This window comes from Pseudomonas sp. GZJR-8 (assembly GCF_002916705.1).
In the GTDB taxonomy this organism is placed as follows: Bacteria; Pseudomonadota; Gammaproteobacteria; order Pseudomonadales; family Pseudomonadaceae; genus Aquipseudomonas; species Aquipseudomonas synxantha_A.
Genome location: NZ_JXSI01000008.1, coordinates 14,481 through 28,839, shown reverse-complemented (window position 1 = coordinate 28,839; position 14,359 = coordinate 14,481). Strand labels below are relative to the sequence as shown.

At 60.5% G+C, this 14,359-nt stretch carries 13 protein-coding genes; 8 read left to right on the top strand and 5 right to left on the bottom strand.

Going from position 1 to position 14,359, the window contains the following annotated elements; all coding sequences use genetic code 11:
* Window positions 1-3: 3 nt before the first annotated feature.
* Window positions 4-1,335, top strand: a complete 1,332-nt coding sequence (locus TK42_RS16750; protein ID WP_103734700.1) for a DUF58 domain-containing protein — start codon at window positions 4-6, stop codon at window positions 1,333-1,335.
* A 9-nt stretch (window positions 1,336-1,344) separates the two neighbouring features.
* Here the strand turns inward: TK42_RS16750 and TK42_RS16745 are convergent, their stop codons facing one another.
* A complete protein-coding gene (locus tag TK42_RS16745; protein WP_032881230.1) occupies window positions 1,345-1,704 on the bottom strand; it encodes a PilZ domain-containing protein in 360 nt (119 codons plus the stop codon).
* Between the two features lie 223 nt (window positions 1,705-1,927).
* Window positions 1,928-2,302 (bottom strand): tol-pal system YbgF family protein, encoded by a 375-nt coding sequence (locus TK42_RS16740; RefSeq protein ID WP_103734699.1) that lies wholly within the window; start codon window positions 2,300-2,302, stop codon window positions 1,928-1,930.
* Between the two features lie 176 nt (window positions 2,303-2,478).
* Here TK42_RS16740 and pyk point away from each other — a divergent pair, with 176 nt between their 5' ends.
* The gene (pyk, locus tag TK42_RS16735; protein WP_005790976.1) at window positions 2,479-3,930 is read left to right on the top strand and encodes a pyruvate kinase; all 1,452 of its coding nucleotides are present in this window, start codon (window positions 2,479-2,481) and stop codon (window positions 3,928-3,930) included.
* Window positions 3,931-4,090: 160 nt separating this feature from the next.
* Here pyk and TK42_RS16730 read toward each other — a convergent pair whose 3' ends face one another.
* Window positions 4,091-5,023, bottom strand: a complete 933-nt coding sequence (locus tag TK42_RS16730) for an iron-sulfur-binding ferredoxin reductase (RefSeq protein WP_078822206.1) — start codon at window positions 5,021-5,023, stop codon at window positions 4,091-4,093.
* Between the two features lie 217 nt (window positions 5,024-5,240).
* Here TK42_RS16730 and TK42_RS16725 point away from each other — a divergent pair, with 217 nt between their 5' ends.
* From TK42_RS16725 to TK42_RS16705, 5 genes are all read left to right on the top strand, one after another.
* Complete coding sequence (locus tag TK42_RS16725) at window positions 5,241-6,764, top strand: fumarate hydratase (RefSeq protein ID WP_032879675.1); 1,524 nt, start codon at window positions 5,241-5,243, stop codon at window positions 6,762-6,764.
* Between the two features lie 253 nt (window positions 6,765-7,017).
* A complete protein-coding gene (locus TK42_RS16720; RefSeq protein WP_103734698.1) occupies window positions 7,018-8,784 on the top strand; it encodes an ATP-binding protein in 1,767 nt (588 codons plus the stop codon).
* Complete coding sequence (locus TK42_RS16715) at window positions 8,778-10,103, top strand: sigma-54 dependent transcriptional regulator (protein ID WP_032879673.1); 1,326 nt, start codon at window positions 8,778-8,780, stop codon at window positions 10,101-10,103. The genes TK42_RS16720 and TK42_RS16715 overlap by 7 nt, the downstream gene beginning before the upstream one ends.
* A 206-nt stretch (window positions 10,104-10,309) precedes the next feature.
* Window positions 10,310-11,629 (top strand): MFS transporter, encoded by a 1,320-nt coding sequence (locus TK42_RS16710; RefSeq protein WP_005790985.1) that lies wholly within the window; start codon window positions 10,310-10,312, stop codon window positions 11,627-11,629.
* A 74-nt stretch (window positions 11,630-11,703) separates the two neighbouring features.
* Complete coding sequence (locus TK42_RS16705; protein WP_032879672.1) at window positions 11,704-12,336, top strand: flavin reductase family protein; 633 nt, start codon at window positions 11,704-11,706, stop codon at window positions 12,334-12,336.
* Window positions 12,337-12,460: 124 nt separating this feature from the next.
* Here the strand turns inward: TK42_RS16705 and TK42_RS16700 are convergent, their stop codons facing one another.
* Both TK42_RS16700 and TK42_RS16695 read right to left on the bottom strand, forming a co-directional pair.
* Window positions 12,461-12,709 (bottom strand): hypothetical protein, encoded by a 249-nt coding sequence (locus tag TK42_RS16700; RefSeq protein WP_032879671.1) that lies wholly within the window; start codon window positions 12,707-12,709, stop codon window positions 12,461-12,463.
* 45 nt (window positions 12,710-12,754) lie between these two features.
* The gene (locus tag TK42_RS16695) at window positions 12,755-13,096 is read right to left on the bottom strand and encodes an antibiotic biosynthesis monooxygenase family protein (protein WP_103734697.1); all 342 of its coding nucleotides are present in this window, start codon (window positions 13,094-13,096) and stop codon (window positions 12,755-12,757) included.
* A gap of 328 nt (window positions 13,097-13,424) precedes the next feature.
* Between TK42_RS16695 and TK42_RS16690 the strand changes: the two genes are divergently transcribed.
* Window positions 13,425-14,354 carry an AraC family transcriptional regulator gene (locus TK42_RS16690; protein ID WP_032879669.1) on the top strand — a complete coding sequence of 310 codons (930 nt, stop codon included), beginning with the start codon at window positions 13,425-13,427 and terminating at the stop codon, window positions 14,352-14,354.
* The last annotated feature ends 5 nt before the right edge of the window (window positions 14,355-14,359 follow it).

The following is a 14,359-nucleotide window of genomic DNA, read 5'->3' as shown; positions in this document are numbered from 1 at the left end:
CCCATGAAACCGACCCGTCTGCTCCTGATCTGGCTGGGTGTGCTGCTTGGCCTGAACACCTTGTTGGGCGCTTCCGTCGCGTTGCAGCTCAAGGTACCTGAAACCTTGCATTCAGTGGCCTGGGGCCTGCTGCTGGCTTTGCTGCTGCTGGCGCTGCTGGATGCCGTACGCTTGCACCGTCGCCCCACGGCGCGCGTCCACAGGAAACTGCCCGGCAGCCTGGCGCTGGGGCGCTGGGAAGAAGTGCGCCTGTGCCTGGAGCACGACTTTCCTCAGCCACTGACCGTGCAGGTATTCGATCACGTGCCCGATGGCCTGAGTGTGGATAACCTGCCTCAATCCATTGAATTGCGCCCCGGCGAGCGCGGCGAGTTGGGCTATCGCGTTCGTCCCTTGCGACGCGGACATTTCAGTTTCAGTCGCTGCGAACTTTGGCTGCCCAGCCCATTGGGGCTGTGGTCGGCACGGCGATGCGTCAAGACCCACGACGCCACCCGGGTCTACCCGGATTTCGCCCGCTTGTATGGCGCGCAGTTGCTGGGTGTGGATAACTGGCTGAGCCAGCTGGGCGTGCGCCAACATCAACGCCGGGGATTAGGCCTGGAATTTCATCAACTGCGCGAGTTTCGTGAAGGCGACAGCCTGCGCCAGATCGACTGGAAAGCCACCGCCCGTCAACGCACACCGATCGCCCGGGAATACCAGGACGAGCGCGACCAGCAAATCGTATTCATGCTCGATTGCGGCCAGCGCATGCGCAGCCAGGATGCCGAGCTATCTCATTTCGACCACGCCCTCAACGCCTGCCTGCTCTTGAGCTACGTCGCCCTGAGACAGGGCGACGCCGTGGGGTTGTGCACCTTTGCCAGCGACCAACCGCGCTACCTGAAGCCGGTCAAGGGCAGTGGCCAGTTGAACACTTTGCTCAATGCTGTCTACGATCTGGAGGCCACCCGAAACACCGCCGACTATGAGGCTGCCGCCCATCAATTGCTGGCACGCCAAAAACGCCGGGCACTGGTGATCATCATTACCAACCTGCGGGACGAGGATGATGAAGCGCTGATGAGCGCCGTCAAACGAATCGGTAGGCAACACCGCGTACTGGTAGCCAGCCTGCGAGAGGAAATCCTCGATCAACTGCGCCAGGCCCCTGTGCAAACATTGCCCGAAGCGCTGGCCTACAGTGGCACCGTCGATTACCTCAACAGCCGAAACCAACTCCATGATCGCTTGAGCGCTCATGGGCTTTCAATATTGGACACGTTGCCTTCAGAAATGGGCGCCACGCTGGTGACGCGCTACCTGGGATGGAAAAAAGCCGGGGTTTTCTAACTGCTGTGTTCAGACGGAGGCCTGTTGAGGATCAAAGCTGAAGTACTGCAACAGGGCATCAATCAATTGCCTGTACTCTTCGGATGCATTCTGCACCCGGAACCCGGAGTCATAGTGCTGAGGATTGACATCCTCATGACTCCATAAACAGGTCGCTGTGAGATCAATCGTCTGAAATTCGCCTTGTGCCGTTGGTACTTTCAGGCACAGCTCAAAATCCACATTGATCATCATGGGTAATTGGCTGATCAACATCAGCCCGTTTTCAGACACATTGCCCAAAAAACCGATTGGTTTGTCGGTGATACGGTTGAACACCTGCAAAAAGTAAGGCAATTGATGCCGTTCGATCCGTCGCGCAGTAAACATGATGAAAGTCGCCATCCAATAGCCAAGAGTCTGACTGTGCCAGTGATTCGGAGCGAGCAACCGCTCGCTCTCCCTGGATCCCGGTTTGACAACAGGTACCGCTCGTCACCAGACAGCTGCCAAATCCGGGCCTTGCATCCATTCGAATGAAAACTTATACAAACAGACCTTCAAAGAATAGCCCAAGACTGGCAACGGGCCAGCCATGAAATGACAAATTTCATTACAACGACGCTGGCCGTGGTTTTGCGACGCCACCGCCCTGGTAATGCCCCAGCTGCTGCAAGGTATCGAGCCGGGCGCGAGCGCGGTAGGCATACTCGCTCGACGGGTATTGGCTGATGATGAACTGATAGGTTTGTGCGGCATCGACAAACAGTTTCTGCCGCTCCAGGCACTGCCCGCGCAACATCGAAACCTCCGGTTGCACATAGCGACGGGTACGGCTTTCGCGATCGACCTGGGACAACTCCAGGGTGACACGTGCGCAGTCGCCCACCCCATAGGCACGGTAGGCGTTGTTCAAGTGGTGGTCCATCGACCAGCGGGTACAGCCGACAACACTGACGGCCAGGGCAGCAACAAGCAAAATTCGCATGGGGGTTCTCCTGTCTTGTGCAGTGTATCGACCCCCGGGCGAAAATCTTCAAGGCTGTTTGCCCATCCAACTGCAGCAAAAACAAAGGCAATCGTCGATAAGTAGTGCAAACGAACAATGACTACAACGAAAGAGCATAGTAGCCTTCCCCAGCGCTTGAACTCAGGAGTCTGTGCATGTCCGTCCGTCGTACCAAAATCGTCGCCACCCTTGGCCCGGCCAGCAACTCGCCGGAAGTCCTCGAACAGCTGATTCTGGCTGGTTTGGACGTCGCCCGTCTGAACTTCTCCCACGGCACCCCGGACGAGCACAAGGCTCGCGCCAAGCTGGTGCGTGACCTTGCCGCCAAGCATGGCCGCTTCGTCGCATTGCTGGGTGACCTGCAAGGCCCGAAAATCCGTATCGCCAAATTCGCCAACAAGCGGATCGAGCTGAAGATCGGTGACAAGTTCACCTTCTCCACCAGCCACCCGCTGACCGAAGGCACCCAGGACGTTGTCGGTATCGACTACCCCGACCTGGTCAAGGATTGCGGCGTCGGTGACGAACTGCTGCTGGACGACGGTCGCGTGGTGATGCGCGTCGACACTGCGACCCCGACCGAGCTGCACTGCACCGTGATCATCGGCGGCCCGCTGTCCGACCATAAAGGCATCAACCGCCGCGGTGGCGGCCTGACAGCGCCGGCCCTGACTGAAAAAGACAAGGCCGACATCAAGCTCGCCGCCGAAATGGAAGTCGACTACCTCGCGGTGTCCTTCCCTCGCGACGCCGCCGACATGGAATACGCCCGTAAACTGCGCGACGAAGCCGGCGGTACCGCCTGGCTGGTAGCGAAGATCGAACGTGCCGAAGCCGTGGCCGACGACGAAACCCTCGACGGTCTGATCAAGGCATCCGACGCCGTGATGGTTGCCCGTGGCGACCTGGGTGTGGAAATCGGTGACGCCGAGCTGATCGGTATCCAGAAGAAGATCATCCTGCACGCACGCCGCCACAACAAGGCGGTGATCGTCGCGACCCAGATGATGGAGTCGATGATCCAGAACCCGATGCCGACCCGCGCCGAAGTGTCCGACGTGGCCAACGCCGTGCTCGACTACACCGACGCCGTGATGCTCTCGGCTGAAAGTGCCGCCGGCCCGTACCCGCTGGAAGCCGTCCAGGCCATGGCACGCATCTGCGTCGGCGCGGAAAAGCACCCGACCAGCAAGACCTCCAGCCACCGCATTGGCAAGGTCTTCGAAAGCTGCGACCAGAGCATCGCCCTGGCAGCCATGTACACCGCCAACCACTTCCCGGGCGTTAAAGCGATCATCGCCTTGACCGAAAGTGGCTACACGCCGTTGATCATGTCGCGCATTCGCTCCTCGGTGCCAATCTACGCGTTCACCCCGCACCGCGAAGCCCAGGCCCGCGCAGCCATGTTCCGTGGCGTATACACCATCCCGTTCGACCCGGCGTCGCTGGCACCGAACGAAGTCAGCCAGAAGGCTATCGACGAATTGGTCAAGCGCGGCGTCGTGGAGAAAGGCGACTGGGTCATCCTGACCAAGGGCGACAGCTACCACACCACCGGTGGCACCAATGGCATGAAGATCCTGCATGTGGGCGACCCACAGGTCTGAGTGACAGGCTGAAAAATTAAAAGCCCCGCCATGAGAATGGCGGGGCTTTTTGCATTTCAAATACCGGCTCAGGTGTTAAACCGTCGGGCCTCATCGGGAGCAAGCCCCCTCTCACAGTTAATCGCGTACACCCGCAAAGCCTGTACTCGACAGTCAGCACTCAACCACGGGGCAGGAACACATCGGCCAACAGTTGATTACGCGGCAGCCCCGCCAGAAACAAGCGCTTGGAAAAGGCTTCGACGCTGGCAGGATGCCCGCAGACCAAGGCCAGGGTTTGTCGCGAAGCAAGCCGCAGTTGCCCCAATGCCTGGGCCAACTCATCTGCAGTCCATAACTCCACCACAAGGTTCTGATGCTGCGCGGTCAGCGCCGCCAGGGGTTCGGCCAGGTAGTGAGCCTGGGCATCATGGGCCAGGTGAATGACGCGGATGGCACCCTGGTGATCCTGGCGCAGCGCTTCGCGCAATACCCCCCACAACGGACCCAGCCCAGTGCCGGAGGCCAGCAGCCACAAGGGCCGGGCTTGCCAGTCAGGGTCGTAGTGCAACGCCCCGCCGCGCAACTCGCCCAAGCGTAACGGCTCACCGACTTTGAAGTGGCGAGCAGCATCGCTGAATTCCCCGGGTTGACGGCAATCGATATGAAACTCCAGGTACGGGTCCTGCTGGGGCACGCTCGCCAGGGAATAGGGGCGTGCCACCTGCCCTGCCCACAACACCAGATGCTGCCCGGCGCGGTACCGCAGGCCACGCTCGGGTTGAAGGCGCAGGCGCAGCACCGTCGGACTCAGCCAATCGGCACCCTCCACCCGCGCAGGCAGGCCATCACGCAACGGATCAAACGCCTCGACCCTCAGATCAGCGCTGATCCGGCACTGACACGCCAGGCGCCACCCGTCCTGGCGTTGCGCCGAGCTCAGCGCGTCAGGCTGCTGGTCGTCGACTTCGCCCTGGCAACGCACCAGGCACGCATGGCAACTGCCGGCCCGGCAACTGTAGGGCACGGCCACACCTGCCTGATTCAAGGCATCCAGCAGGTTGCTGCCGGTGGTGACCGGCCAGTGGCGTTCGCCGACGTACAGTTCAGGCATATCAAGGTCTCAAGCATAAGGAGCGCGCACAGGGAATCATGCCTGCGACAGTTTGACCATAGTCGGGTGTATCGGCCACCGTGCCGGGTTATACTGCCGCGCCTTTTTAGCGTCGCGCCTGCACCACTTTGGCGTGCCTTGGAAAGGTGGGCTCAGCCGACCGATGCAGCACTGAACCCACCTTTATTGAATGTTCCCTTATAGAGGAGCGCGACTCATGACTGTGATCAAGCAAGACGACCTGATTCAGAGCGTTGCCGACGCCCTGCAATTCATTTCCTACTACCACCCCGTTGATTTCATCCAGGCCATGCACGAAGCCTACCTGCGCGAAGAATCGCCGGCGGCCCGTGACTCCATCGCCCAGATCCTGATCAACTCGCGCATGTGTGCCACCGGCCATCGCCCGATCTGCCAGGACACCGGTATCGTCACCGTGTTCGTGCGCGTAGGCATGGATGTGCGCTGGGACGGCGCCACCATGGGCCTGGACGACATGATCAACGAAGGCGTGCGTCGCGCCTACAACCTGCCGGAAAACGTTCTGCGTGCCTCGATCCTCGCCGACCCGGCAGGCGCGCGCAAGAACACCAAGGACAACACCCCTGCGGTGATCCACTACTCCATCGTCCCGGGTAACACCGTGGAAGTGGACGTGGCGGCCAAGGGCGGCGGTTCCGAAAACAAGTCGAAAATGGCTATGCTCAACCCGTCCGACTCGATCGTCGACTGGGTGCTCAAGACCGTTCCGACCATGGGTGCCGGCTGGTGCCCACCAGGTATGCTCGGCATCGGCATCGGCGGCACTGCCGAGAAAGCCGCGGTAATGGCCAAGGAAGTGTTGATGGAATCCATCGACATCCACGAGCTGAAAAAGCGCGGCCCGCAGAACCGTATCGAAGAGATGCGCCTGGAGCTGTTCGAGAAGGTCAACCAACTGGGCATCGGCGCCCAGGGCCTGGGTGGCCTGACCACCGTGCTCGACGTGAAGATCATGGACTACCCGACTCACGCCGCGTCCCTGCCGGTGTGCATGATCCCCAACTGCGCCGCCACCCGTCACGCGCACTTCGTGCTCGACGGTTCGGGCCCGGCGTCGCTGGAAGCGCCATCGCTGGACGCCTACCCGGAAATCGTCTGGGAAGCCGGCCCATCGGCCCGCCGCGTCAACCTCGATACCCTGACCCCGGAAGAAGTGCAGAGCTGGAAGCCGGGCGAAACCGTATTGCTCAACGGCAAGATGCTCACCGGTCGCGACGCGGCGCACAAGCGCATGGTCGAGATGCTGAACAAGGGCGAAACCCTGCCGGTGGACCTCAAGGGCCGCTTTATCTACTACGTCGGCCCGGTTGATCCGGTGCGCGAGGAAGTGGTTGGCCCAGCGGGCCCGACCACCGCGACGCGGATGGACAAGTTCACCCGTCAGATCCTCGAGCAGACCGGCCTGTTGGGCATGATCGGCAAGTCCGAGCGCGGCCCTACCGCTATCGAAGCGATCAAGGACCACAAGGCCGTGTACCTGATGGCCGTGGGCGGCGCCGCCTACCTGGTGGCCCAAGCGATCAAGAAGTCCCGCGTGGTGGCGTTCGCCGAGCTGGGCATGGAAGCCATCTACGAGTTCGACGTGAAAGACATGCCGGTCACCGTTGCAGTCGATAGCAACGGCGAATCGGTACACATCACCGGTCCTGCCATCTGGCAGAAAAAGATCAGTGAGAGCCTGGCGGTGGAAGTGCAGTAAGCGCTTTCTCCACAAGCATAAAGGCGACTGCGGCCCATGGCCCAGTCGCCTTTTTTATACCTGAAGCGATTGCCATGGCGAACTCTGTCAAATGTGGGAGCTGGCTTGCCTGCGATGACATCAACTCGGTGTGACTGAAGCACCGAGGTGTCTGCATCGCAGGCAAGCCAGCTCCCACACAAGCTCGTTCGCCACAAGATCCAGACAGCTCATGCTATGGTGCTCGCCCCTCACTGTGCCTGCTCATCATCGTATGATCGTGATCCCTCGCCCTCTGCGTCTGACATTTTACTCGTTGCTGATCATCGCCGGCGCAGTGCTGGCCGCCGCCTTGGCCACCCGCCATGCCGAGCGCCAGGCCCTGGTGGATGAAGCCGCTCGAGCCAATCAACAGCTGGCGTTGTATGCCAACTCGCTGCATACCTTGATCGAACGCTACCGCGCCCTCCCCGCCGTGCTGGCGCTGGATTCGGAAATGATCAGCGCGCTGAAGGGCCCACTCGATAGCGCCACCCAGGATGTACTCAATCGCAAGCTCGAACGCATCAACGGCGCCGCCCAGTCCTCCACTCTGGAGCTGATGGACCGCACCGGCCTGGCGGTGGCCGCCAGCAACTGGAATTTGCCCAGCAGCTATGTCGGCCACAATTACGCGTTCCGTCCGTATTTCAGCCAGACCTTGAGCCAAGGCACGGGGCGCTTTTACGCGGTGGGGGTGACGACCGGCATTCCGGGGTATTTCCTGTCCAGCGCGGTGGTCGATGAACACGAGCAGTTCCTCGGCGCCATGGTGGTCAAGCTGGAGTTTCCCGAACTGGAACGCGAATGGGCTCAGGGCAATGACTTGCTGCTGGTCAGCGATGCACGCGGCATTGTGTTTATCGCCAACCAGCCGGGCTGGCGTTATCGCAACCTGCGGCCGCTATCAGAGAGTGACCTGGCGGAACTCAAGGCCACTCGCCAATACGACAAGAAGCAGCTGCAACCATTGGAGACCCAGACCCTGCAGCGCTTCGACGACAACAGCCACCTGATGCGCGTCAACGGCCCGGACGGCAGCGCCAACTACATCTGGGAATCCCTGCCGCTGAAAGCCGAAGGCTGGACCCTGCACCTGCTGCGCAAACCGCAGTTCCCGTTTGAAGACCAACGCAACGCCGGCCTCGCCGCCGCCGGGTCCTGGCTGGCGCTGGTGTTTCTTGTGCTATTCCTGAGTCAACGCTGGCGCCTGGCTCGCCTTCGCCAACGCAGCCGCGAAGAACTCGAACACTTGGTAGAAGAACGCACCCAGGCCCTGCGCACCGCCCAGGATGGCCTGGTTCAATCAGCCAAACTGGCGGCGCTGGGGCAGATGTCCGCCGCCCTTGCCCATGAGATCAATCAACCGCTGACCGCACAACGCATGCAGCTGGCCACCCTGCGGCTGTTGCTCGACCATGGCCGTGTGGACGACGCCTACAAGGCGCTCACGCCGTTGGATGACATGCTGACGCGCATGGCCGCGCTGACCGGCCACCTCAAGACCTTCGCACGCAAAAGCCCCAGCGGCCTGCGCGAACGCCTGGATCTGGCCACCGTGGTCGACCAGTCCCTGCACCTGCTTGACGCGCGCCTACGCGATGAGGCCATCGGCGTGGTGCTGGACCTGGCCCGCCCGGCCTGGGTACGCGGCGATGCGATTCGCTTGGAACAGGTGCTGATCAACCTACTGCGCAACGCCCTGGACGCCATGGCCGACAAGCCGCGCAAACGCCTGGAAATCCGTCTGCACGCCGATCAGCAGCTGTGGCAGTTGAGTGTCAGCGACAGCGGTGGCGGAATTGCCGAAGAACATTTGAACAACGTATTCGACCCGTTCTTCACCACCAAACCGGTGGGTGACGGGCTCGGCTTGGGCCTGGCGGTGTCCTACGCTATCGTGCATGAATTGGGCGGGCGCCTGATCGCCGGCAATCGTGGCGACGGCGCAGTCTTTACCCTGACCCTGCCCGTCGCGCTGGAGACACCTGGCCTATGTTGAACGCAGTGATTGTGGTGGATGACGAAGCCAGCATTCGTACGGCCGTCGAGCAGTGGCTGAGCCTGTCGGGGTTTGACGTTCAGTTGTACAGCCGTGCCGAGGAATGCCTGGCGCACCTGCCGAAGGACTTCCCCGGGGTGATCTTGAGCGATGTGCGTATGCCCGGGCTCAGTGGCCTTGAATTGCTGGCCGAGGTACAGCGGCGCGATGCCGACTTGCCGGTGATTTTGCTCACCGGCCATGGTGACGTGCCGATGGCCGTCGAAGCCATGCGCGACGGCGCCTACGACTTCCTGGAAAAACCCTTCAGCCCGGATGCCCTGCTCAACAGCCTGCGTCGGGCGCTGGACAAGCGCGGCCTGATCCTGGAAAACCGTCGCCTGCACCAACAGGCCGATCACCGTGCACAACTGGAATCCAGCTTGTTGGGGGTGTCCAAGGGCCTGCAAACCCTGCGTCGCCAGGTGCTGGACCTGGCGACACTGCCGGTCAATGTGTTGATCCGTGGCGAGACCGGCAGCGGTAAAGAACTGGTTGCCCGCTGCCTGCATGATTTCGGCCCACGAGCCAAAAAGCCGTTTGTGGCGCTCAATTGCGCGGCTATCCCCGAGCAATTATTTGAAGCCGAGCTGTTCGGCCACGAAAGCGGCGCCTTCACCGGCGCCCAAGGCAAGCGTATCGGCAAGCTGGAGTACGCCCATGGCGGCACCGTGTTCCTCGACGAAATTGAAAGCATGCCCCTGGCGCAACAGGTAAAACTGCTGCGCGTGTTGCAAGAGCAGAAGTTGGAGCGATTGGGTTCCAACCAGAGCATCAATGTCGACCTGCGCATCATCGCCGCTACCAAGCCGGACCTGCTCGAAGAAGCACGCGCCGGGCGTTTTCGCGAGGACCTGGCTTATCGCCTGAACGTCGCACAACTGCGCCTGCCGCCCCTGCGCGAGCGTCGCGAAGACATTCCGTTGTTGTATGAGCATTTCGCCCAAAGCGCTGCCGAACGTTTGGGCCGCCATCTTGAGCCATTGAGTGGGCCGCAGCTGAGTCGCCTGCTCAGCCATGACTGGCCGGGCAACGTACGTGAACTGGCCAACGTCGCCGAGCGCCAGGTGCTGGGGCTTGGAGAGCCTGAACCTGAAGGTATTGAACCTGGGCAATCGCTGGCGGCGCAGCAGGAGGCTTTCGAGGCGCATTGCCTGAAAGCCGCGCTGACCCGGCATAAAGGCGATATCAAAGCGGTGCTGGCCGAGCTGCAACTGCCGCGTCGGACCTTTAATGAAAAGATGCAGCGGCATGGGTTGGTGCGGGAAATGTTCCTCTGATCCTGCTTATGTAGCTCGCGAAGGGTCCAGCAGCCATAAGCGGATTTCCGCTCATCCCGCAAAAATAATCGGCAACTTTCCGCTCAAAAAAACCTCGCAACCCTTCTATTCCGGGCCTTCATCCACTTGGCACAGCTTCTGCTATAGCCCAAGCCAGGCAGTGCTCAAGCACGCTCCATAAAAACAACTAGATGAAGGATCCTTCAATGGATAACTCCAACTCCCTGCCTCTGGGATCGGCGTCTGCGCCGGCAAAAGAACGCACCACTTCCAGCCGCATCAAGTCGATCTTCAGTGGATCGGTCGGCAACATGGTCGAGTGGTACGACTGGTACGTCTACGCCGCCTTCTCGCTGTACTTCGCCAAGACGTTCTTCCCCAAAGGCGACACCACCGCCCAACTGCTCAACACCGCCGCGATCTTCGCCGTGGGCTTCCTGATGCGCCCTATCGGTGGTTGGCTGATGGGCCTGTATGCCGACAAGGTCGGGCGTAAAAAAGCCCTGATGGCCTCGGTCTACCTGATGTGCTTCGGCTCGCTGCTGATTGCCCTGAGCCCTGGCTATGAACTCATCGGTATCGGTGCGCCGATCCTGCTGGTGTTTGCCCGTTTGCTGCAGGGCCTGTCGGTCGGTGGCGAATACGGCACTTCCGCCACTTACCTCAGCGAGATGGCGACCAAGGAACGTCGTGGTTTCTACTCCAGCTTCCAATACGTGACCCTGATCTCCGGCCAACTCATCGCGCTGGCGGTGCTGATCGTGCTGCAACAACTGCTGACTACCGAACAGTTGTACGCATGGGGCTGGCGTATCCCGTTCGCCATCGGCGCCTTGTGTGCAGTGGTCGCGCTCTATCTGCGTCGTGGCATGGAAGAAACCGAGTCGTTCACCAAGAAGGAAAAGGCCAAGGAAAGCGCAATGCGCACCTTGATGCGCCACCCCAAGGAACTGATGACAGTGGTCGGCCTGACCATGGGCGGCACCCTGGCGTTCTACACCTACACCACCTATATGCAGAAATACCTGGTGAACACGGTCGGCATGAGCATCTCCGACTCCACCACCATTTCGGCAGCCACGCTGTTTCTGTTCATGTGCCTGCAGCCGATCATCGGCGGGCTTTCGGATAAAGTCGGTCGTCGCCCGATCCTGATTGCCTTCGGTGTCCTGGGTACCCTGTTCACCGTGCCGATCCTCACCACCCTGCACACCATCCAGAGCTGGTGGGGCGCGTTCTTCCTGATCATGGCAGCGCTGATCATCGTCAGCGGCTATACCTCGATCAACGCCGTGGTGAAAGCCGAACTGTTCCCCACCGAAATCCGCGCCCTGGGCGTGGGCCTGCCGTATGCGCTGACGGTGTCGATCTTCGGCGGTACCGCTGAATACATCGCGCTGTGGTTCAAGAGCATCGGTATGGAAACTGGCTACTACTGGTACGTGACCGCGTGTATCGCAGTGTCGCTGATGGTCTACGTGACCATGAAAGACACCCGCAAGCACTCGCGGATTACCACGGACTAAAAAATGTGGGAGGGGACAACCCCCCTCCCACATTGGATATGATGTGGGCCCCAGAATCGAGAGCAGAACAGGTCATGTCCGACGATATCCACTTCTACGAACCCGCCAACGGCCACGGCCTGCCCCATGACCCGTTCAATGCCATCGTCGGCCCACGCCCGATTGGCTGGATCTCCTCGCACGACAGCGAAGGCCGCCTGAACCTGGCGCCTTACAGCTTCTTCAATGCATTCAACTACATCCCACCGATCATTGGGTTTTCCAGTGTGGGGCGCAAAGACAGCTTGAATAACATTGAGCAAACCGGCGAGTTTGTGTGGAACCTGGCCACTCGCCCGTTGGCCGAGCAGATGAACCAGAGTTGCGCGGCGGTCTCACCGGATGTGAATGAATTCGAGTTGTCCGGCCTGACGCCGGTGGCTTCGAAAGTCGTCGCTGTACCCCGCGTCGGCGAGAGCCCGGTGTCGTTTGAATGCAAAGTGACGCAGATCATCCAACTGCAACGCGCCGACAAGGAGCTGGTGCCGAGTTGGCTGGTGCTGGGCGAAGTGGTTGCGGTGCACATCGCCAAGTGGTTGCTAAAGGATGGGATCTACGACACTGCTGCCGCCGAGCCGATTTTGCGCGGCGGCGGCCCGGCGGATTACTTCCAGTTGGGGCCGCAAGCGCTGTTCAAGATGTACCGCCCAGGCGCCACAAAACCCTGACTGAAATGCAATAAAAATGTGAGAGGGGGCTTGCCCCCGATGGCTATGTATCAGCTTAAAATTTGCTGGCTGATACACCGCTATCGGGAGCAAGCCCCCTCCCACATTTGATCGGCAGCGTTCGTTAGTTGGAAGCCGTTGCCCAAGTCAGTTGACCTTCCGCGTCCACGTCGACCAGGTCCTCTAGCTGCACAGTGGCCGCATCATCGGCATCCGAAGCCGTCTTGAACTTCTGCCCGTCAAGGATCTTGTGGAACTTGGGGGCGCCCATGCCATCCAGTGCCTTGACGGCGATGGCAGCGCTATAGCCACCCTCTTCTTCACGCACCAAGGCGGAAACGGCTTCGTGGTGGGCAAATTGTTTACGTGCCATGTTGCAGGTCCTGGCCAATGGAAAAGTCGGCCATTGTAAACCGGTTCAACCGGCCAGTTGCAGGTACTCGCCGTAGGCGTTGACGGCAGATGAATCGGTGAAGGTCTGGAAGTCCATGCTGCGCACGACCATGTCGTTGAGCAACTCCGTAAAAATCATCAAGGTCGGTGAGCTGAAGTAGGCACTCATGGCCTCCTCGCTGCTCCAAAAACCTGATACCAGCCATATATCAGGATCGACCTGGGAATGCTGCAACGAAAATTGCAGGCAACCTGGGGCTTGGCGGCCCGGTTCGATCAAACTGCTCAAGCGTGCACCGAGTTCGGTGCTGCACCCGCTACGGGCGCGGATAAAGGCCATGTGGCTCGCGGGAATGGGGGTGGACATGTTCGACTCTCCCGTTGAGAAGTGATGCTCGGCAAGCACGGTGAGGGTGTGTTGCCACAGGATCAAAGATAGCGGCCCAGCTGTGGATGCGGTTAGTCGATTCCTGCAGGCTTATTGCACAATCCTGCGAGAAACATAGAGAGGACGTTTGGCCCCCGGGATTTATTCCATGCACCGGTCCAGTGTTTCAGGGAGATGACAGGCGGCCTGCTTGCCTGATTCACTACCTATCGCAGGATCAGGCAAGGATCCTGCAGAATCGACGTAACACTTTTTGAAAAGCTGCCGCTAAGCTGAGCCCATCAAAGCAGCGTGTAGAGGACGCCCCATGTCGTCGCCCGAACCAAAGCCCATCCCCGTCGATGCCGAGATGGAGAAACAACGCGCCGAGCTGGCCAGTATCGTGCACCGCCACACCTGGGAAGATGGCTCCTACGGCACGGCGATCACCTCGCTGTATCTGAACCGCCACAACACGCCACGGGATTTCATGCCGGTGCTGGTGGAACCTGCGCTGTGCATCCTCGCCAGCGGCAGCAAGGAAGTGCGCCTGGCCGACGAAATCTTTGCCTACGACCCGCTCAATTATCTAGTGTTCTCGGTCGCCATGCCGGTAGCCGGCAGAATCATCGATGCCACCCCGCAAGACCCCAACCTGTCGGTCCGCATCAATATCGATCCGGCCCAGCTCACCGCGCTGATTGCCGAAGCCGGGCCTATGGGGGTGCCGTCGCGTCCCACCTCTCGCGGCATGTATGTGGACCGCATCGACACCCCGTTGCTCGACGCCGTGCTGCGCCTGGCCCGCCTGCTGGACACGCCCAAAGACATCGCCATGCTCGCGCCGTTGATCAACCGTGAAATTCTCTATCGCTTGCTGCGGGGCCCACAGGGTTATCGCCTGTATGAAATTGCCGTGGCCAACAGCCAGAGCCATCGCGTCAGCCAGGCGATCAAGTGGTTGAACGGCAACTACGAACAACCGCTGCGCATCGACGACCTGGCCAAGGAAGTGAACCTGAGCGTCTCGACCTTGCACCATCGCTTCAAGGCGATTACGGCCATGAGCCCGCTGCAGTACCAGAAGCAGCTGCGCTTGCAGGAAGCCCGGCGCTTGATGATTGCCGAAGGACTGGAAGCCTCGGCCGCGGGGTATCGGGTGGGGTATGAAAGCCCGTCGCAATTCAGCCGGGAATACAGCCGGTTGTTTGGGGCGCCACCGCTGCGCGACCTGGCCCGGTTGCGCCAAAGCATCTGATGTAC